18 protein-coding genes are annotated in these 19509 nt (G+C 62.1%); 15 read left to right on the top strand and 3 right to left on the bottom strand.

Annotated elements, in window-relative coordinates; all coding sequences use genetic code 11:
• Window positions 1-7 precede the first annotated feature (7 nt).
• Window positions 8-625 carry a dihydrofolate reductase family protein gene (locus tag ACXR2W_RS07715; protein WP_458813868.1) on the bottom strand — a complete coding sequence of 206 codons (618 nt, stop codon included), beginning with the start codon at window positions 623-625 and terminating at the stop codon, window positions 8-10.
• Window positions 626-833: 208 nt separating this feature from the next.
• On the opposite strand from ACXR2W_RS07715, the gene ACXR2W_RS07710 reads away from it, so the two are divergent.
• The 4 genes from ACXR2W_RS07710 to ACXR2W_RS07695 all read left to right on the top strand — a co-directional run bounded on the left by ACXR2W_RS07710 (window position 834) and on the right by ACXR2W_RS07695 (window position 5004).
• Window positions 834-2027: an ATP-binding protein gene (locus ACXR2W_RS07710; protein WP_458813866.1), complete on the top strand. Its 1194-nt coding sequence runs from the start codon at window positions 834-836 to the stop codon at window positions 2025-2027.
• A gap of 88 nt (window positions 2028-2115) precedes the next feature.
• Entirely contained in the window at window positions 2116-2724 is a 609-nt protein-coding gene (locus ACXR2W_RS07705) for a helix-turn-helix domain-containing protein (protein ID WP_458813864.1), read from the top strand.
• Window positions 2721-3599 (top strand): EamA family transporter, encoded by an 879-nt coding sequence (locus ACXR2W_RS07700; RefSeq protein ID WP_458813862.1) that lies wholly within the window; start codon window positions 2721-2723, stop codon window positions 3597-3599. Before ACXR2W_RS07705 ends, ACXR2W_RS07700 begins: the two co-directional genes overlap by 4 nt.
• Window positions 3600-3624: 25 nt before the next feature.
• Window positions 3625-5004: a methyltransferase gene (locus tag ACXR2W_RS07695; protein ID WP_458813860.1), complete on the top strand. Its 1380-nt coding sequence runs from the start codon at window positions 3625-3627 to the stop codon at window positions 5002-5004.
• A gap of 196 nt (window positions 5005-5200) precedes the next feature.
• On the opposite strand, the gene ACXR2W_RS07690 is transcribed toward ACXR2W_RS07695, so the two are convergent.
• The gene (locus ACXR2W_RS07690; protein WP_458813858.1) at window positions 5201-5824 is read right to left on the bottom strand and encodes a Fic family protein; all 624 of its coding nucleotides are present in this window, start codon (window positions 5822-5824) and stop codon (window positions 5201-5203) included.
• A 270-nt stretch (window positions 5825-6094) separates the two neighbouring features.
• Between ACXR2W_RS07690 and ACXR2W_RS07685 the strand changes: the two genes are divergently transcribed.
• Complete coding sequence (locus ACXR2W_RS07685; RefSeq protein ID WP_458813856.1) at window positions 6095-7216, top strand: carboxylate-amine ligase; 1122 nt, start codon at window positions 6095-6097, stop codon at window positions 7214-7216.
• A gap of 72 nt (window positions 7217-7288) precedes the next feature.
• On the opposite strand, the gene ACXR2W_RS07680 is transcribed toward ACXR2W_RS07685, so the two are convergent.
• Window positions 7289-8026, bottom strand: a complete 738-nt coding sequence (locus ACXR2W_RS07680) for a hypothetical protein (protein WP_458813854.1) — start codon at window positions 8024-8026, stop codon at window positions 7289-7291.
• Between the two features lie 332 nt (window positions 8027-8358).
• Between ACXR2W_RS07680 and ACXR2W_RS07675 the strand changes: the two genes are divergently transcribed.
• The 10 genes from ACXR2W_RS07675 to ACXR2W_RS07630 all read left to right on the top strand — a co-directional run bounded on the left by ACXR2W_RS07675 (window position 8359) and on the right by ACXR2W_RS07630 (window position 19456).
• On the top strand, window positions 8359-9936 hold the full coding sequence (locus ACXR2W_RS07675) for a hypothetical protein (protein WP_458813852.1): 1578 nt from the start codon (window positions 8359-8361) through the stop codon (window positions 9934-9936).
• 34 nt (window positions 9937-9970) lie between these two features.
• Window positions 9971-10195 carry a hypothetical protein gene (locus ACXR2W_RS07670; RefSeq protein ID WP_458813850.1) on the top strand — a complete coding sequence of 75 codons (225 nt, stop codon included), beginning with the start codon at window positions 9971-9973 and terminating at the stop codon, window positions 10193-10195.
• A gap of 18 nt (window positions 10196-10213) precedes the next feature.
• Window positions 10214-10549 carry a helix-turn-helix domain-containing protein gene (locus ACXR2W_RS07665; protein WP_458813848.1) on the top strand — a complete coding sequence of 112 codons (336 nt, stop codon included), beginning with the start codon at window positions 10214-10216 and terminating at the stop codon, window positions 10547-10549.
• 12 nt (window positions 10550-10561) lie between these two features.
• Window positions 10562-11350, top strand: a complete 789-nt coding sequence (locus ACXR2W_RS07660) for an ImmA/IrrE family metallo-endopeptidase (RefSeq protein WP_458813846.1) — start codon at window positions 10562-10564, stop codon at window positions 11348-11350.
• Between the two features lie 14 nt (window positions 11351-11364).
• Window positions 11365-11994, top strand: coding sequence for a PIN domain-containing protein (locus tag ACXR2W_RS07655; RefSeq protein ID WP_458813844.1), 630 nt, complete (start codon window positions 11365-11367; stop codon window positions 11992-11994).
• A 36-nt stretch (window positions 11995-12030) separates the two neighbouring features.
• Entirely contained in the window at window positions 12031-12231 is a 201-nt protein-coding gene (locus ACXR2W_RS07650) for a hypothetical protein (RefSeq protein ID WP_458813842.1), read from the top strand.
• A 95-nt stretch (window positions 12232-12326) separates the two neighbouring features.
• Window positions 12327-13112: a GIY-YIG nuclease family protein gene (locus ACXR2W_RS07645; RefSeq protein ID WP_458813840.1), complete on the top strand. Its 786-nt coding sequence runs from the start codon at window positions 12327-12329 to the stop codon at window positions 13110-13112.
• A gap of 35 nt (window positions 13113-13147) precedes the next feature.
• Window positions 13148-14362: a DUF6361 family protein gene (locus ACXR2W_RS07640; protein ID WP_458813838.1), complete on the top strand. Its 1215-nt coding sequence runs from the start codon at window positions 13148-13150 to the stop codon at window positions 14360-14362.
• Window positions 14355-16229, top strand: coding sequence for a phospholipase D family protein (locus ACXR2W_RS07635; protein WP_458813836.1), 1875 nt, complete (start codon window positions 14355-14357; stop codon window positions 16227-16229). Before ACXR2W_RS07640 ends, ACXR2W_RS07635 begins: the two co-directional genes overlap by 8 nt.
• Window positions 16226-19456 carry a helicase-related protein gene (locus ACXR2W_RS07630; RefSeq protein ID WP_458813834.1) on the top strand — a complete coding sequence of 1077 codons (3231 nt, stop codon included), beginning with the start codon at window positions 16226-16228 and terminating at the stop codon, window positions 19454-19456. Before ACXR2W_RS07635 ends, ACXR2W_RS07630 begins: the two co-directional genes overlap by 4 nt.
• Window positions 19457-19509 lie beyond the last annotated feature (53 nt).

Below are 19509 nucleotides of genomic sequence, written 5' to 3'. Positions count from 1 at the left end.
CCGGGCGTTAGTGCTGTGCTGCCATGTCGCCCACGTGAGGGGCTTCGAGGGAGCGCATGTAGCGCAGCATCACGGCACCGTTGGGGGAGGTGACGGCGGGCTGCGTGAGGCGCAGGCTGGTAGGCATCGCCCCGTGCGCGAACACTTTCTTGCCGTGGCCGAGCACAATGGGGTACACCCAGAGGGTGAGAATATCGAACAGCTTGTGCGCAATGAGGGTCTGCACGAGGTCGAGGCTGCCGATCACGTGAATGTGGTTGTGCTGGTCGCGCAGCTTGCGTATTTCGGCCTCCGTGTTGGGGCCGAGCTGCCGCGAGTTGTGCCACTCGAGCGTGCGCGGCTGGCGCGACGCGACGTATTTGGGCAGCCGGTTAAGCTTCTCGGTGATCGGTCCCTCCTCGGCGGTGGGCCAGTAGCCAGCAAAGATGTCGTAGGTGCGGCGTCCGAGCAACAGGGCATCCATCTTGGCCATGCCCGCGTCAACCTGCTCGCCGACGAGGTCGTCGATGAGGGGTGCTTGCCAGCCGCCGTACTTGAAGTCTTGATCGGTATCTTCGTTTGGCCCGCCGGGAGCCTGAGCGACACCGTCGAGCGTGGTGAAGAGATCGATGTAGATGAGTCCCATGATGAACCGTCCCAACGGCCCGACAGCAGCATCGGGCCTACCGCGAGTGTCTCACCAGCGCGGCGCGTGCACAACGGGGTTGACGGGGGAGAGGCCACGTTCATGGCATGAACTATAAAGACTATAAAAGTACCGCGAACTATAAAGACTATAAAAGGTCACGACGACTATAAAGACTATAAAGACTATAAAGGGGTATTCTTGGGGTATGAGTAACGTGGGAGACGACGAGCAGAGAATGGACAGCCCATTTCGTCCGGGGTTTGGCAAGAACCCACCCTTCCTGGCGGGGCGCGATCGCGCGCTTGAACAGTTGAGCTTTGGGCTCGAGATTGGGCAGTGGCCGCAGGAGCGCGGGATCCTCATGACCGGATTGCGGGGCGTGGGAAAGACCGTGATGCTCAACCACGCCGAAGACCTGGCGCGCGAGGCGGGTTGGCTCGTGATCTCCGAGACCGCTTCAAAGGGATTCTTTGAACGCATCGTTGGCGTGCATTTACCTGAAGCGCTCAACAGGCTGCGCCCAGGGCGGGGGTTTCGGGTCACTGACATCTCTGTCGCGCACCTGGGCAGTGTGTCAATTCAATACCCCGATGGGCGCGAAGAAGCCCCAACCTTTCGCGGAATGCTCTCTGAGATTCTCGAGCGGCTAGGAGGAGCGGGCGGGGTTTTGTTTAGTATCGACGAAGTGAGCTCTGCGTCAGTGTCAGACTTCACCGTGTTTGCTGGCGAGTACCAGCACCTTGTAAGAGAAGACGCCGAGGTGGCGTTTGTGGGGGCCGGGGTGCAGGGCGAAATACGCGATTTGCTTTCGAAGAGCAGCGCGACGTTTCTACGGCGTTGTGCCAATGTGGCTATCGGCATGCTGTCGTATGAGGAAGCACGTGAAGCGTTTCGCGAACCCATCATGTCGCGGGGGCGCACAGTGTCAGCAGAAGCACTCGAGCATATGACGCTTGCGTCGCAGGGGTACCCGTTTCTTGTGCAGTCAATTGGTGACATTGCCTGGCGTGAGAACCATCAATTGCAAGAGATTTCGCTCGCCGACGCGCGACAAGGGCACCGCATGGCCCGGCGCTCAATGGGGGCCTTTATCCACGAACCGGCGTTGTCTGGCCTGTCGGGTATCGACCGAAGTTTTCTCGCCGCCATGGCACACGATGACGGACCAAGCCGACTTGAGGACCTGCGCAGGCGCATGGGAGGTGTGGACTCAGGGTACGCCGGCGTGTATCGGGATCGGCTCCTTACCGCCGGATTGATCGAGGCCGCTGGGCGAGGGCGGGTGACGATCTCCTTTCCGTACCTGCGCGACTACTTGCGGCATCACGTGGTGGCCGATGCGGCCAGTGACGAGACGCGAGAGCACGAGCAGTTTCCGCCGCCGCCAGCGCTCGACTGAGTCGAGTTTGATTGGGTTGGTTTGATCTGTGGTTAGGTCATTTGCGTAAGTGCAAAGTAGTGCACATAAAGTGCAGTATGCTGCACAGGTGGATGAACATGCAGCCGAACTGGCCCGAGCCATCGGGTCGCGGGTGAGAGACGAACGTAAACGGCACGACTGGACCCTCGAACACCTCGCCGCCGCGGCGGGAGTGAGCCGCCGCATGCTTGTCAGCGTCGAACAGGGCACCGTAAACCCCAGCGTGGGCAGCCTGCTGCGTATCGCAAGTGCGCTTGGCGTGGGGCTGCCAGCGCTCGTCGAACCGCCCGCCGAAAGTGCCTCGCAAGTGACCCGCAGCGGTGACGGCGCCACACTGTGGTTGGGGGAGCACGGCGGTCGCGGCGTGCTGCTCGCCGGCACCGCCCCGCCAGACGTGATCGAGCTGTGGGACTGGACGTTTGAACCGGGCGATAGCCGTGCGAGCGAGCCGCACACCGACGGCACCCGCGAGGTGCTGCAAGTGCAGCGCGGCACACTCACCGTCACGGTCGACGGCGAAACCCATCAGCTTACGGAAGGCGACTCCCTCAGTTTTAGGGGCGACGTTGACCACGAGTACGCCAATAATCACGACGGCACCCTGCACTTCTTACTCTCGGTGTTTGAGCCCGCGATGGGACGCGCACACCACCTGCAGAACGGAGCACACGCATGAACCGGTTGACATCGAAGCCCAGCGGCGCGGGGATTCCACCATGGTCGATCGCGGTCGCGGCGATGCTGCTGATTCAGCTGTCAAACGCGCTCTCGGTCACCGTCATTGAACAGGTGGGCCCCGCGGGCACCGCGTGGCTGCGCATGTGCTTTGGGTCCGTATTGCTGCTGCTCATCGTGCGCCCCAAGCTGCGGTCGATTCGGGTCAAAGATATTCCCGCCCTGCTCGTGCTGGGGCTCGTCACCGGGTTCATGACCACGTTCTTCTTGATGGCGGTCGCCCGAATTCCGCTCGGCACCGCCGTCGCGATCGAGTTTCTCGGCCCCTTGGCCGTCGCCGCGATCACCAACAAGAAGCGCAGCGCCTACGCCTGGCCAGCCCTCGCGCTCGTCGGAGTGGTGCTGCTCACCGAGCCCTGGCACGGGGCGGTCGATATTTTGGGTGTCGTGTTCGCGCTGCTCGCCGGTGTCTGCTGGGGCCTCTACAACGTGTTCACGCAGTTTGTTGGCGACCGTTACGCGGGTATCAGCGGGCTCGCGCTCACGATTCCAATCGCCGCGGTGTTCACCGCAGTCTTGGGACTGCCGCAGGTGCTGAACGGTAACCCCGAGCTGTGGGTGCTGCTGCTCGCGGCGGGAATCGCGCTGATTTCACCGGTCGTCTCGTTTGGGCTCGAGATGCTCGCACTACGCCGCATGACACACACCGCGTTTGGCACGCTACTGTCGATCGAGCCGGCGTTTGGCGTCATCATGGGCATCCTCGTGCTCGCTCAGTCACCATCGGTGCTGCAGCTCGTGGGCATCGCGATCGTGGTGCTCGCAGGCGCGGCCGCCCAGCGCGGCGGCCGGCGCGAGGGCCAGCCATCCTTGTAACCCGGCGCTTGTAGACTGTGACCCTATGCACGCCATGGCCCGGCGGCCCGCTCGTGCCTCTCATTTGAGGCGCGGGCTGGCCCGGGCCGCTATCGAACGAGGTCGATCTCTTATCGCTCCGGATCAGCCAGCAGCCGGCCAGCCCGCCGCCGTCCCCTCGGTGACCTGGCAGGGTGACGGTACAAGCCACTCGGCCGTGTGGCTCTCTGCAAACGACCGGCCAGCGCCTAAGCGCGTGGTGGCGGTAGACGATCGGCTCACCGCCGACCAGGCGATCAAGCATGCCGCACAGGGCACGGCAATGCTGTGGCTCGGCGACTTTCACGGGGCCAAGCAAATTCTGAGCGCGATCGACCGCCGGGTGTCAGCTGGCAAGAAGACCGCACGCGGTAAGAATCGGCCCGCGCGCGGTGCTCGAGATCAAGCGAGCGCGCGCGGCGATGCGCCTGCCGATACTCTCAGCGACGCCGAAGAGTTCTACCGGATCCGGCAGGCGCGTGCTGGCCGCTCACGCATCATGTCACTCGTCTTGGTGCCGCTCGAAGTGGATGCCGAAAGTGGCCTCGCCGAGATCCCGCTCCCGCGTGCGCCAAAGATCGGGCCCGCGATCAAGTTTGGGTACGGCGACTGGCCGGGATCCGGATCGAAGCCAGCAGACGGCACTGGCAACCAAGTGGCGCGCCGAGCCGTTGTGAGCCTGCAAGAGCTTACGGGCGTGCAGGGTGCGTACCAGTGGTTTGTGAGCGGCGTCGATGTGCCGAGCTTGGGCGCGAAGATTCACCCGCACTACGGCACGTTCTTGCCGACGCGGCACGAGTACGTTGACCTGGTCGCGCAGGCACCGCTCGCTGAGGGCGCCCTGCGCGCGTTCGATATTGGTACCGGCACCGGCGTGCTCGCCGCGGTGCTTGCGCAGCGGGGGGTGCAGCAGGTGGTGGGAACCGACCTGCATCAGCGGGCCGTAGATTGCGCGAATGACAACTTTGCGCGGCTCGGCATTTCTGCGGTGGCCTCGGCTGAGTGTACGAGCATGTTTCCAGAAGGGCGGGCGCAGCTCATCGTGTGTAATCCGCCGTGGCTGCCGGGCAGCGCCGCGACCACCCTCGACGCCGCGATCTATGACCCTGGTAGCAAGATGCTGCTGCAGTTCTTGAACGGGCTGCCGACGCATCTGACCGAAGACGGCGAGGGGTGGCTGATCATCTCGGACCTTGCCGAGCTGCTCGGGCTGCGCACCCGAGCGATGCTGCTCGAAGCGATCGAGCAGGCGGGGCTCACTGTTGTGGAGAGGCTCGACACGGTGCCGACCCACGGTCGCGCGCGCGACACCAGCGATGTGCTGCACGCCGCGCGCTCGCGTGAGGTGACGAGCTTGTGGCGGCTGCGGGTGAGGGCGCGGGCGTAGCTGCGCGGTGCCGGGCCTGTGCGGTGCCAGGCTGTGCGGTGCCGGGCCCGTGCTTGCACGAGTCGGCATCGAAATGACGAGACGGTATCGAAAATGCGTACTTTCCATACCGGCTCGTCATTTCGATGCCGTCTCGTCACTGAGACGTGAACGTCGTCGCGGGCGTAGCTGCCTCCGTGTGGACGCTTCACGCGGTCTATTGGTTGATGCCCACTAATCCGTACGAGCGCAAGTACTCGATGATCGCGGTATGCTCATCAAAAATATATGCGCGTGCCATGAGGTCATTAAACCTGTCGCTTACCGCAGGGTCTTCATCATCGAGTGGAATCGTGAGCAGCATATTGGTTTCGGCCGTGATCAGCAGCCGGTTGGCAGCAAAGATCGCAGTGCGTTTGTTTCCATCTTCAAAGGCTTGAGCCTTTGCGAGCAAGACGAAAAGCCAGAGCGCGGCTTCGACGGTATCGCTCCGTTCAAGGGCCGCATCGATTGTGAGCTGCAAGCCAGCGAGGTCAAGCGCGGGAGGTTCGTGTCGCCCGTAGCGCGTGCGCACACCGATCTGTTGATGCGCGGTGCGAAGCTCGCCGGGATGAAGTGGCCCGCTTCGGGTGATGGTGGCATTGATGCTGCACACATAGCGCGCATCGAATTGCGTGTCGTCAGGTGCAAGGATGAAGGTCGCCGCATCGCGTAGATCTTCAAGCAGTGCGAGATCAGCGCGCGAAGAAATGCCCTCGAGTGACCCCGTGCGTAGAAAGTTTTCAGTGTCGAGCCGGCCAGTCTGTAGCCCGTCGAGCACCTTGCCTGACGAATAGATCACACGAGCGAGTTTTGATACATTAAGCACGGTTTCGCCTGTGACTGGTTCTTGTATGTGCTCCACCGCGCCAGTCTACTTGAGGGGTGTGCAGCGCGAATAGATACCTTGAGGGCGGTACGAAACGGAGTCAACTACTGTCAACCCCTTTCACGTGACGTACGATCGTGCGTACTCTCGTGCCAGCAGGTGCTGTTGCTGCACATGCGGTGCTGCCGACGCCTCGAGGTAGTCCGCACACGCGGCGCGTCACCTGCTAGAAGGGAGAACGCGATGACCACCGCGCACCGCAGCAGCGGCGACGAACCCTCGCACGAACACAATCGCACCTTCGGTATCGAAGAAGAATTTCTGCTGCTCGACGCGCGCACCCTCACCCCGGTGAACTGTGCAGCAGAGGTGATTCTCGCGGCCCCCAAGACGCACCGGCTGCCCGAGCGCGAGTTTTTGTCGAGCGAGCTCGAAGTCTCCACCCCCATCTGCCGCACCGCGGCCGAGGCAGAAGACGCGCTCCGCGGGTTTCGTACGGCCTACGCAGGGGTCGCCGAAAGCTGCGGGGTGGTGCTCGCCAGCTGCGGGCTGCCGCCGCTGGGCGGTGAAACCACCTGCACCGTCACGCCCAAGTCGAGGTACCAGCGGCTGCGCGACGAGATGCGGGGCGTCGCTGGCCACCACTACGCGATCGGCACACACGTGCACGTCGCGGTGCCCTCGCGTGACGCGGGCGTCGACGTGCTCGCCCGCCTGGCGCGCTGGGCGCCGGCGCTGCTTGCGCTCACGGCTAACTCGCCGCTGTGGTGCGGGGAGGCCACGGGATTCGCCAGCTGGCGTTACGTGCAAGAGCTCGCCTGGGCGACCGCGGGTTACCCGCCCAGCTTCAGGGACGGGGCAGAGTATGCGCGCGCGGTCGCCGGCCTCATCAACACCGGAATCATCATCGACGAGGGGCACGTCACCTGGATGGCCCGGCTCTCGCACCGGTACCCGACGCTCGAGCTGCGCATCGCAGACGCACAGCTCGAGGCGGGCGAAGCCGTCGCTTACGCGGTGATCGTGCGGGCGCTCGTCGAGCACGCGCTGCGCGAGGGCGAGGCAGGGCAGCCGCGACCGCGCTATGTGCCGGGTCTCGTCGACGGCGCTACGTGGCTCGCGGCCCGCAACGGGCTCGCGACCGATCTCACCGACCCGCTCACGGCAGAAACGATGCCCGCATTCGACCTGGTCGGTCGCATGATCGCGACGGTCGAAGACGAGCTCGACCGCTTCGGCGACCGCGGCCGCGTCGCCCGGTATCTGCGCCGGATCAAGCGCAGCGGCAGCCCCGCCGCGCGCCAGGCCGCCGCCTTCGCCTCGGGCGGTGTCAGCGACCTGCTAAGCCTTTACCGTGCCCGGTAGCCGTGCGCGCCCGCTCCCGTCATGCTGCGGGAGCCCAGCGACTCGCAGCAATTGCCTACTGCTGTCGAGCCGTCAGAAGTTTGCGTAATCCATGTCAGACGAACTTAGGTTTCCACCTACTTGCAAGATCAGCTCGACGGTCCAGCAGCTTTCATAGTCAAGCGTGAACGTTTCACGAGTCTCGGTGTAGGCGCCCTCGGGGCCGAACGCGTAGGTCCACCCATACCATTCAGAACCAGCACCGTAAGTGAGGTCGTAGGTGCCAATAGGCACCCCAAAGGATTCACTGGTGCCGGGTGCAAGGTAGGCATCCCAGACCGTTGTTGGGCCGCTCTTTAGTTTCACATAGTAGCTACGGTCACCAGAGGGCACAGTGACAGTTAGACAGCCTTCGCCCCCACCTCCGGAGGCGCCGTAACGGTGAGTCGGGGCGGGGACGCTGGGCTGGCTAAAAGCGGGCTCAGGAGGGAGGAGGTCAATTTCTGCCGGAGGCTCTGAACTCGATGATGTGTTCTGGTTGCTGTTGCTGTTGCTGTTGCTGTTGTTGTTGCTGTTGCTGTTGTTGCCTTCGCCGTTTGAAAACTCTAAGAACACAGCCAATAGAACAATGACAGCGACACTGATGAACAGCCCCCAGAAAAGACGACCGGAAGCTGACGCACGATCGTCGCTAGCTGCGGTAGGGGGTCGGGAGGCTGCGGAAGTTGTTGGGGGTTTCGGGCCGATTAATAGATAGGCCTTGGGTTTGGAGTCTTGCTCGTGTGCAGGCAACAAGAAACACCATTCAGCGGTGACGAGCATGACGCTCAAACACCTCCGGCGTGTGGCACACTCAACGCGCCGGGTTTCGGGGCACGCTAGGCTAATGAGTTGTGCCGCTGATTAGATCACTATTCGAGTCGGTAGTTCTCGCAGCTATTGGCGTGCTGCTCCTAGCGTGGGCTGCGGCGCAGAACCAAATAGGGGGCGGGGCTAGCGGCAGCTTCGAGAAGTGCAGCCTCGCCACGGGGCTCCTCTACTTATTCTTTGCAGCGCTGGTAGCTGGCTTGGTGCTGTGGCACGCTTACAGGCGCAAAACCGCGAGGGAAAAGCAGGCTGCGGCGGAACGGGGCGGGCGCTTCGGCGCGCATCAGCCGATGCACGTGAGTCGAGAAACCACGAAAGGTGCGCCAACAGCCCCCAACCAGTTGATTCTACGCGGTGACCTGTGGTTTAGAGTACGAAGCCTGCCCGCCATTTGTACCGATCTGTTGCTTGCTGCCTTGGTTGTCGTTGGGTTCGTGTACGCGGGCCCTGCCCGGCTCAGCTTCACCATTTTTGCGTTCACCGTGGGGGTGTGGATCGGCTATCGCTTCCACCGAAAACGTGGTCGCGGTGTCGCAGCGCAGCGCGTGCTTTCGACCACGGTGCCGCTTGCCATCACCGTTTTCTTCTGGATGATGATGCGCACGACAGAGATTCCGTATGCTGCGCTCATGTTCTTACCAGCGGCCGGGCTTGGTGCGGGGCTAGCGATGGCGGTGGAGCGATGGGTCGGCCCGAAGCGCTATGCGCTTGCCCGCGCCTGGGAAGGCATTGACCGGGTGATTGGAGCGAGGCCGGGTGCGTCAGCAGCGACTCCAGCACTGAGTCGTGGGCAAATATCGTTCAAGATCGCAGCCCTCACTGCTCGGATTTCAAAACGCGAGGTGCGTGCATTTCTGAGGCAGTTTATTGCTCAGTTTCCGCGAGTTAGCCGTTCCGATATTCTGGGGCGCAGGGTCGTGATGACCGTAGGCGTCATTGCTTTTGCTATCGGGATGCTCGCGTTTCTCACCGGCATCGTGGAAATTGCGAGTGAGGGGGCAGAGGACGCGGCGGCCCAGCTGCTCGGGATGAGCGCGGTTCTGTTGCTCTTCATGTTCGCCGGCGCAGTGTTCATCTGGTTTCTGGTGCGCACACGCACCAGAGTGCCGTACGGCGAAGATTATCTGCGGCTCTCGCGCTTCGCAGCAGACAACGGTTTCGGTTTTGATCCGGGACCCTGCGTGCTGAATGACGGTGCAATTGAAACAAACATCATGCAGACCGTTCATGCAGTCGAGGTTGCCACTCGGCTGAGAATCAGCAACCTCGAGCACCGTCAAGGGGTAGCGCTCGCCCGAACGACTCACTTCAGCGGCAAATGCGTGATCGAGCTTAGTACCGAACTGCCGCACGTCATGCTGTTCAGCCAGGATCATCTGACGCCCTCATTCGCAGCGTTTACGGCCCCGGCGGGGAACCAACGGTTGTCGCTTGAGGGCGATTTCGATGACCACTTCGCGCTCTTCTGCCCTCGGGGTTATGAACGCGACGCGCTCTACCTCTTCACACCAGACATCATGGCGCGACTCATCGACGGGGCGCGCAGCTTCGATATCGAGCTCGTCGGCAATCTGCTCATACTGCGTTCGCGGCGTGATCTCGTGACGGTAGACCCCGCAGTCTGGGCCGAGCTCGCGACAGCCCTCACCGCACTCACCGACAAGCTGGCTCAGTGGGAACGCTGGCGTGACGAGCGACTGCTTCTGCAACGAACGGTGCAACCGTTTACAGAAGGAGTAATCGCCGGGTCGTCAGGTGCACGAGTAGCAATACAAGGGAGGCGGCTGAGACGGGGGATTGGACCTGGCACCTGGTTCGCGATGGGGTTTGTTTCTCTGTACCTCACGCTGACCGCGCTCGCGAACCTGATCTAGGCAGACGGCGCGCGCCAACGAGCATCGCGACAACGTGACAAATTATGAAGCCTTCGAGGGGCTCGATCAACCGCGCCAGGTGACCGCCACCGACGCCATCCGCCGCACAGATAACGCCGAGGTCGCGGCAATGATCGGGGTGCGTGCTGAGGGCGTTGCGAAAGAGCCCGCGCACGCACGCAGTCTGAGCGCGCGGCGTGATCCGGATCGCTCGTGGCTGCTGCCCACTTACCGCCTGAATCAAATAATGCTATTCTGATTCAGTTAAGGAGGGGTCATGGAATCTATGCCCAATCGCATCACTCGACTCCGTGCCGAGCTGGGGCTCGATCAGCGTGCTGCGGCAGCGCAGTCGGGGCTATCGCAGTCGACCTGGAACCGCATCGAAACGGGCAAGAAAGATCCGACGCTCGCCGAGCTCGTGGGCATTGCACACGCGCTTGGAGTGCTGCTGAGCACCGTTCTCGGACACAGCGAATTTCGTGATCGCCTGCAAACCGCCGCGCGCGCTGAGCACCCCAATGCCGATGTTGCCCGAGCAGTAGAACGCCTCGACTTTTGGTTTGAGCTCGACAACGACCTGCGCGCGGCAGGCATCGGAACCCATCGGTAGGGGTGAGGGCGCATGAACGCTGAACTCGAAGGGCAGCAAAAGGCCGCGACGTTTCGCCACGATAACGACCTTGGGATGTCGCCCATTCGTGACGTGCAAGAACTGATCGAAGGGCTGCTCGGTATCGATGTTGCAGTGATGACGATGCCGGGCGATCTTGACGCGGTGATGCGCCGTGACCCAGAAAGCGGTCGCGTGCTGATCGGGGTGGGTACGAGCAGGTCGCCAGAGCGGCAGAGGTTCACGACAGCGCACGAACTCGGGCACGTTCTGTTTGGTGAATTTCGTGACGAGGTAGCCAACGGCTTGCACCGTGATGCTGCAGAACAACGGGCGGACTCGTTTGCGCGCCACTTACTTGCACCGCAGCAGGGGGTGCGCCGCCTCGTTGAGAAAATTCCAGACGAGTTGACGGTGTTCGCCAAAATGTCTGCGATTGTGCGCCACTTTGGTGTCTCGCCCTATGTTGCGGCGATTCAGCTACGTGACATTGGAGTGCTTACCGTTGAGGAGTTTGACGCGGTAAAAGCAAAACCTGCGAGCTGGTATGCACGCCGATTTGGCTGGGCTGCTGAGCGAGAATCACTCGTCGTAGACGCGTTGCGCGAGCAAGCGCCGCAGCGCATCACGACGAACGCGATCGAGGCGTACCTACTGGGGCAGCTCTCGCTCAGACAGCTGGCCCGCGTACACGGCGTCAACGATGTCGACGAGTTCGAGCGCGAACTCGTGGGCGAAGGGATTGTGCCGCCGACTGCGGCCGATCCCCACAGCGAGGTGTCATTCGGAGATGAATGGTGACTGATCCGCGGGCAGTGATCATTGATGCCGGGCCAGCTTTGAATTTCATTGCGGCGGGGTATCAACAGCTGCTGTTGGACGTCATATCGGCAAAATCTGCCTTCATGTGTGCACCGCAGTCGGTTGCAGATGAGGTACAGCGCAAGTCTCACCAGCCGCACGGATCACATGCAGGCACCGCCCGGTTTCACAGCAGACACTGGCACGTGTTTGAAGCGCTTGTCAGCAACGGGCTAGTGAAGCTTCTCATCGATGATGTGCGAGATAAAGCGTTAGTGGCGGCGACGGTGTCAGTATCAAAGCAAACCGTCATGCAACGTGCACTCACGTCAAAAGACCTGGGTGAGACGATGGTGGTGGCGCACGCTCTCAAAATGGCGCGCATCGGCAAAGCCGTGATCGTGCTGGTCGACGATGGCGGCGGCCAGCGGCTTGCCCGGCAGCATGGGTTAAAGGTGACGTCGACGCTCGGCATTCTTCGAGATGCCGCAAGGCTTGGAATGGTCGAGACGCGCGGCGACATGAAACTGATCTACGCGAGAATCGCGCAGTATGACGATGGGCTACCTCACTGGGATACCAGCGTCGTGAGCGTGCTGCATGACCGCGAGTTGTACATCGGTCGGCGAGCGGCCCCGCTCTGATAGATACGGCGCCGCAAAGTGCGCCAAGATAGAGACATGGCTGTCTCTTTCTCTGCCTTGCACGCCGACGTCGGCACAATCAACGGCCCAGTAGCGAACGAATACTCGGTGGCCAATCCGTCATCGAAGTTATGGGTGAAAAGCGTGGTGCACGATGGCGAGTACCCAAAACTGACGTTGAATGAACCGCCGAATGAAGCGATCCAATTTGTCCTGACCTGCGATTTTTGGTTCTAGGAGTTTTGGGTTTGAGGCTTTGTGATTTCCAAATAGGCCCCTAAAGAATCCATAACTGCTTGAGCTTGAGGCACATGAGATGCGTGATTTGAACGATGAACCGAGGAGAAATCTTGCACGACGACGAGTTCGTCTACGACAGAGCTGCTGAGGCCGAGGCGGTTCTACTCACAGACCAGAGCCGCCTGGGCGACACCTTCCGAGGCGACCGAGACGGCCTCACTCGGGAAGAACAAGCAGAGATGGTCGGCGCTAAAACCGTAAACTACGGTTACAACAACGGCGTGACTATCAAAGCGCTGGTGGACGGAACCCTGCCGTCAGGCCCGACGCTCGCGCTGCAAGCTGCGCGCCGATTGCGTACCCTGCTTAAGCGCGATGATCTTTCTCAAGAGTTGCGTGCTGATTGGGCCTTGCTCGAAGAGCAGTTGACACTACGGGCAGAAGACCGGCTCGCAGCAGAAGCAGAAGACACCGCAACGGCGAAGGCTACGACTGAGGCGGAGTCAGTTGGAACTTCAGGCATCTATGTCTACACGTTGCCGCACTACCTCAAGTATCCAGTCGATGCCGAGACCGGTAAGACGTATCTTAAGGTCGGGCACTCATCGCGTGACGTGCTGCACAGGGCGGGGTCGCAGGGGCGTTTAACCGCGCTGCCAGAGGACCCAATCCTGTTGCGCATTTACCCGTCACCGGCATCAGGTGAGACTGAACGAAAGTTTCACGAGTGGCTTCGCATGGCAGACCATCACGGTGCGCGCACTCGTCGCGGTGGCACCGAATGGTTCTTGACCTCGACGAAGTTTCTCGATCACATCGCCACAGAACTCGGACTAGAGCGGCAGACCATCAACGACCTTGAAGTCGGCGACGACTAACCCAAGTACCCACCCACCTCAGAAGCGAGACATGAATGGCGTCGTCGATTACTTGGCTCGATAGCTCTAGCGTCGAGCAACGGCGCATACGCGAAATCTTGGGGCTCTTCACCAGCAAAGAAAGTCTTGAAGAGCTCGGGCTTGGGCAAGTGCGCGACGCGCTGGCTGACGCGCTCTTTCCAGGCACTTCAACGCTGCACACCCGCGCACGATACCTCCTGTTTATCCCGTGGATCTTTCAGCAGGTGTCACAGGAGCGAGGGTCGCTCGTGCAAGCGCAGGCGAAAGAAATCGAGCTCATTGGCGCCCTCAAGTCTTTTGACGCGCGCGCTCGCGGCATCATTGGCGCCGAGGCAGGTGCCGCGCTCAAGACGATGCCGTCCACTATCTACTGGTCTGCGCTAGGCTCCTACGGCATATTGACCGACCCCAAACTCAATAGGGGTCAGGCGATCAGCACCGAGGGGACAAGACTGCAACAAGACGATCCCGAGCACAGGTCACTCACCCTCCGTGCTTGGCGACCAGAGATGCCCCCTGCCCCAGAGGGCTTCCCTGCGCAGGCCATCGGAGGCATGCAGCTCACAGCAGACGAGGCAGCCTGGCTGCGCGAACGCTTCATCGCGAGTGCCCCGGGCTCAATGCTGGCGCACCTGGTGTCGCATCTCGAAAGGCAACAGCTCACCAAAGACAGCGGCGCACCCTGGGAAGACCTCGCCACGAGCACCGCGGCGGGAGACGCTCAGCACGCCCTGCACCATGCGCGACTGTTTTCAGAGACCATGCACGGTGCGCAACTGCTGTACAACCTGCTGATTGCAGAGAGCTATGAGGCCCACGGGCTCACGCGTCAGGCGGGCGCACGTGAGAAATTCGCTGCACGTCTGAGCGACTGGGCAGAGCAGTACGAAAATGTGACACGCGAGCAGCCCTGGAGCCTGAACAGTTTCTTCACCCTCATCACCCGCACGCGAGGTGGGTCACCAGTGGGAGCGTCCACCGAACGGTTTGTGCGCGAATGGGTGCAGACCCTCGCGACTGCTAACGCGCACGAAATTGCGTCTCATGCCGCGGCGCGCGAGTTAGTGCGCACGCGCGAACGCCGTAACAAAGGCCCCATGGCACGCATCGACAATAGGCCGCGACTCGAAACGTGGGGTGGCAGCTCAGGCGCGGGCCGCTACGTATACCGCTGGTCGTATGTGCGCACGATCCTCACCGACATCGCAGACGGGCTGGCGCATGTTTGAACCACAAAACAGGTCGCTTCTCACCGATAGCCTGCAGCCTCCGCGCGGCTATGAGCTTGTCCAAGCGGTCGGCACAACGTTTACGCTCGACCTGGCCACGGCGCTGGCGGTGCCGCTCGCGTTCGCGTCGAAGAACCTCGCTGGCCATGACGACCTCGGCATCATCGCCGCGCTCACCCGCTTCACCGACCGCATCACGATCTTCACGCAGGCCGGCGAGATTCGCCCAGGAGTACGCACCGACCTCGTCACGCTGCTCGAACCGATGCTGCACACTGTGCACCCGGGCGGCGGCATCTTCCACCCCAAAGTCTGGCTGCTCGAGTACGCCGCGGGCGACGACCGCCGGTATCGACTGCTGTGCTTGAGCCGCAATCTGACTGAAGACCGCAGCTGGGATCTTTCGATCCGGATCGATGGGGCAGTGACCAGTGAGGCCGCGGCCGAGACGGCGCGCGCACGCAATCTGCCACTGCGGCGGCTTCTTCACGGACTGTGTGCGTTGGGCGCAGACACGCTCGATGACGCCCGGGTCGCGAACCTTCGTGGGCTGGGAGAACGGCTCCTGCGTGTGGAATGGGAGCTGCCGCCTGGGGTGACGGACCTCACATTCCATGTGCTCTCGGGCGCCGCACACGAGCAGTTCGGGGCGGAGGATAGCGACAGCGATGTGGAAGCCGGCTTGGTCACCCCTGAAACACAGATCGCCGAAATGCTCTCATACGATGCAGCTGAGGCCCTCGTGATCTCACCTTTTTTGTCGGAGGAAGGGTTGAATCTCGTGCGCAGCCAGGTTTCGCGCAAGACGGCCGTGATCTCACGGGTCGAAGCGCTCGACCGCCTACCAGGCACGGTTACAGGGAGCGACCTGCCGACCTACGTGCTCGATGCGCAATTGAGCGAAGTCGACGATGAAGCACCCGAAACTCTGACGGGGCTACACGCCAAAGCGATCTTCTACAAGCACCGCCGATACAGCAGTCAGTCACGCGCACTTATTGGGTCAGCGAACGTCACGGGCGGCGGGCTGCGCAGAAACGTCGAAGTGATGCTTGAGCTCACAGGGCACTCCCGCGATTTCGCCCCCGCGAGTGTGCTGAAGGAACTCGAGCCCATGCTCGAACAACACACTTCGGTCGGCGGAGTGGAAGAAACGGTGGCAGACGCCGCCAGGCACCGGCTCGAAGCAAAGCTCAGGGGGCTCGCCGGGCAGCGGTTTCACGCGCGAGTGGTCGCTGGTGAAGCGTATGCGATGCGCGTGTGGTGTGATGCGCCCGCCGCTAAGCTCCTCTCGAAGCTCGAATCCGACGGGATTGACGTGTCATGGGGCCTGCACTCTGGCGCAGGGAGTGGATCGGGCACACCTATCGGGGCGAGCGAACAAGCAGCAGCTACACTCGACCATCTCACGCTCACCCAGGTGTCTCCGTTCTTGAAAATCACCTTGAAGCAGCGTGCCGAGGGAGAAGAAGTTTCGGCAACGACGATCGTGCTGGCCACCCTGCACGATGACATCACAGCGCGCCGTGACGCCATCTTGGCGCAGGGGATTCGTAGCGGCGATGAATTCTTACGGCTGCTTGCACTGCTGCTTGACCCCGACGGGCTCCGGTTTGACCTGCGGGCTGGAGTGGGTGGCGGAGGAAACGGGAGCTGGTCGACCGCTGGGCTCAGCCGCGGCCTCTTCGAAGCGATGCTCACATCCCTTGCGCGGGGGGACGACGGGCTCGAGGTCGTACACCGCATTTATACGGAGCTGGCTGCCAACAGTGACACAGAAATGGACCTGCCGCCGGGTTTTGCAGAGCTCTGGCAGAGTGTGTGGAACGCACGCAGTGGGCACGGGCAGAGAGGCCAGAAGCGATGAGCGCGGTAAACCGTGAAGACGTGTTGAACGGGCTGCGCAGCTTTCAACGCGATGCCGTGGCCCACGTTATTGACCAGTTCTACGGGCCTGCCTCGGCCCGCCATGCCGGCAGATTCTTGATTGCCGATGAGACGGGTCTCGGCAAGAGTGTCATCGCACGCGGCATCGTCGCAGAAGCCATCACCGCGCTCGAGCAGGACGACAGTGTGAGCCGCATTGACGTGGTCTACATCTGCAGCAACCGCGACCTCGCCGGTCAAAACCTCAAACGGCTCAACGTCACGGGTCAAGAAGAAGTCGCTATGGCGACCAGGCTGTCGCTGCTCGCGCTCGAATCGAGCCGACTATCGAAGCCTTCGGCATCACCCTCAGGCAAGCCCATCAACCTCGTGTCGTTTACGCCGGGCACATCATTCTCTGTCGCATCGTCGAATCAGGGCAGCGGTGATGAACGTGCACTGCTCGTACTGCTGCTCGATGACCTACTGCAGCATGATGAGGCGCAGCAGCACGCGATACGTGTGATGCTGCGGGGCCATGTCGAATCGGTGCAGCGATTTTCACGCCACTACGTTGACAACGTTGCCGCTCGCTTAGCGGGGCCGATCGACCCCGGCATACGAGACGGGTTTGCCGCCGAAGCGCGCTCGAGCGGCAGCCTCGCCGAGTGTGCACGGTTGCGTGACCGCGTCGCCGAATTCTTGACTCATAGCCAGGCCACACAGCCCGAAGCGAGAACTGAGCGCTTACCCGATGACCTCTACTGGCAGGTTGTCAGATTGATCGCCAAGCTGCGCGCGCACCTCGCTCTCGCAAGCGTCGTGTCTCTCGAAGCAGACCTCATAATCCTCGACGAGTTTCAGCGCTTTAAAGCGCTCCTTGACCCGCAACAGGGAGGCGATGCGGCCGAACTCGTAGAGGCTCTGTTTCGCTCGCGGGGTGTAAAAGTGCTGTTGCTCTCGGCGACACCCTACGAGCCCTTCACACAAGCAGACGATAGCGACGCAAACCATTATGAAGACTTTCTCGCAATCGTAAACTTTTTGTGCGACGGTGACGCTGCGCAGGTACAGGACGTGCAGCATGCGCTGCAGCGGTACCGCGACATCTTGGTAGCAGGTGGCGACGCGGATGCGGCGGCCGATACGGTGCGCCGGTGCCTCAGCCCGATCATGTCGCGCTCTGAACGCCCGAATACCATGGACGGCGCCGACCTAGTGAAAGTGCAGCGACTTGAAGTGCCAGTGCCGACGGCGAAGGACCTGGAACGCTGGGTAGCGCTGAGCGATCTCGGCCATGAAGTGGGCAGCCCCGTGAATCTGGAGTACTGGAAATCGGTACCGCACTTCGCCAACTTCATGGAGCACTACAAGATCGCGCGCATGGTCGACCAGGCAGCAACCGGAGCCCAAGCCAAACGTGTTGCTCGAGCGATCGAGCGCACCGGAGCCATCACCCGCGATACCGTCGAACGGCGGGCCCAGATCGACGTGGGCGGAGGGCCGTTACGTGCACTGATGGATCACACCGTTGACGCAGGGTGGTGGCGACTCTTATGGCTTCCCCCGTCGATGCCGTACCTGAAGCCGGGGTACGTGTATGCGCCGTTTGCTGACGCAGGGGTCACCAAGCAGGTGCTGTTCTCAGCCTGGTCGGCCGCCCCTACCGCAATCGCGGCAATCATGAGCCACGAAGCCGAGCGACGCATGCGCGATATTGGAGAGCAGGGCGTAGGAGCTGCTGACCGGGAGTCTCGCGCCCAGCTGCTGACCTATCGACAGGCTGAAAACCAGGCCGCTAGTTTGTCGACTCTTGCGCTTTTTTGGCCACACCCCCGGCTGCTCGCCGCGGCCGATCAACTCGCCGACGTGCGCGCTGCCAGTGGGCTCCTTGAAAGCACAGCGCTCGCCGAAGAAGTTGCTAAGCGGCTGCCGCAGGGGGCCGCCACGCAGCACGCTTGGGAAGCGTTTTTCGGTAACGCCGGGGCGTTTGACCCCGACGGCACCGACGCCGCGTTCGCTGTCGACCGTGAAGAAGCGACGCAGCGCGCCACCAAAGCCGACGATCGTGAGGCTTCTGACCTGGCGGCGCAACCCCGCGGCACAGTGGGGCTGCGGGCCAACATCGCCGCAGCCGAGCAGCACGCGCAGACGATGGGGGCAGAGGGATCCGGCGCGCGCGGCCTGACACACCCAGACCTTGCGCGAATCGTCGCGTTCTCGCCGGGTAGCGTCGCCTACCGCTCGCTGGCCGCGCTAGCGAGCGAGGAGTGCACGCCGCAGGGAATCTGGCGGGCCGCGTTCACGATCGCTGAGGGCGTGCGAGCCCTGTTTAACAGGCCCGAGAGCAGAGAGCTGCTCGACCTGCTTGCTCGTGAGCAGGGCAACAACGCGCCCTATTGGAGCCGCGTGCTCGACTATTGCGCCGATGGTAACCTGCGCGCGGTGCTTGATGAGTATGTGTTCCAGTTGTGGTGCGAGACCGGGCAGCAGCCGTTGACCGACAAGATGCTGGGCGATATTGCGGCGCAGGTGGCGGCGGCGCTCGGTATGCGCCCGGCGACATATCACGCGCACGAGGCCACGATTGGACGCGAACGGATCTCGATGAATGCGCGGTTTGCGGTGCGCTATGGCGGCGGAGACCAGTCGCGCAGCGAGGGCGATGCGGACGTGGCGAGGCAGTCAGCGGTACGCGCCGCCTTCAATAGCCCCTTTGCGCCGTTTGTGCTGGCATCGACGAGCGTGGGGCAAGAAGGCATCGATTTTCACTGGTGGAGCCACTCGGTAGTGCACTGGAACTTACCGAGTAACCCCGTGGACTTTGAGCAGAGGGAGGGGCGAGTGAATCGATACGGCGGTCACGCCGTGCGCAAGAACGTCGCTGAAGCTCACTGGGCTGAGGTGCTTTCCTCCGAGGATCCTTGTGCGTGGCGGGCAGCGTTTGAAGCGGCCACGCTTGAGGTGACCGAGGCAGGGGAGTTTTCGCCCTGGTGGGTATACCCGGGCCGCGCGCAGATTCAACGGACCCTGGTGCAGTATCCGTTGAGCCGCGACATCGAACGCTACGACAGACTGCGGTCTGCCCTCACCCTGTACCGACTCACACTTGGCCAGCCCCGGCAAGAGGACATGGTCGAGATGCTGGAACGACGCGGCGTCGACGGCGCCGCTGCAGCGATGATTGATCTGAGGCCGCCGGTGCGCAGCGGTGAGGGCACGGCTTAAGAATATTTAGTTGTGCACAACTCAATAGTGTCCAATGCTTTTCAGGTCATGTC

The organism is Leucobacter faecis, assembly GCF_054456695.2.
This window is presented reverse-complemented; position numbering and strand designations above follow the sequence as displayed.

Bases quoted from the DNA above. Each gene is read 5' to 3' on its own strand.
- ACXR2W_RS07695 (WP_458813860.1), top strand. From the start codon at position 3,625: ATGCACGCCATGGCCCGGCGGCCCGCTCGTGCCTCTCATTTGAGGCGC.
- ACXR2W_RS07665 (WP_458813848.1), top strand. From the start codon at position 10,214: ATGGAATCTATGCCCAATCGCATCACTCGACTCCGTGCCGAGCTGGGG.
- ACXR2W_RS07715 (WP_458813868.1), bottom strand. From the start codon at position 625: ATGGGACTCATCTACATCGATCTCTTCACCACGCTCGACGGTGTCGCT.
- ACXR2W_RS07685 (WP_458813856.1), top strand. From the start codon at position 6,095: ATGACCACCGCGCACCGCAGCAGCGGCGACGAACCCTCGCACGAACAC.
- ACXR2W_RS07710 (WP_458813866.1), top strand. From the start codon at position 834: ATGAGTAACGTGGGAGACGACGAGCAGAGAATGGACAGCCCATTTCGT.
- ACXR2W_RS07660 (WP_458813846.1), top strand. From the start codon at position 10,562: ATGAACGCTGAACTCGAAGGGCAGCAAAAGGCCGCGACGTTTCGCCAC.
- ACXR2W_RS07700 (WP_458813862.1), top strand. From the start codon at position 2,721: ATGAACCGGTTGACATCGAAGCCCAGCGGCGCGGGGATTCCACCATGG.
- ACXR2W_RS07635 (WP_458813836.1), top strand. From the start codon at position 14,355: ATGTTTGAACCACAAAACAGGTCGCTTCTCACCGATAGCCTGCAGCCT.
- ACXR2W_RS07630 (WP_458813834.1), top strand. From the start codon at position 16,226: ATGAGCGCGGTAAACCGTGAAGACGTGTTGAACGGGCTGCGCAGCTTT.
- ACXR2W_RS07640 (WP_458813838.1), top strand. From the start codon at position 13,148: ATGGCGTCGTCGATTACTTGGCTCGATAGCTCTAGCGTCGAGCAACGG.
- ACXR2W_RS07650 (WP_458813842.1), top strand. From the start codon at position 12,031: ATGGCTGTCTCTTTCTCTGCCTTGCACGCCGACGTCGGCACAATCAAC.
- ACXR2W_RS07645 (WP_458813840.1), top strand. From the start codon at position 12,327: ATGAACCGAGGAGAAATCTTGCACGACGACGAGTTCGTCTACGACAGA.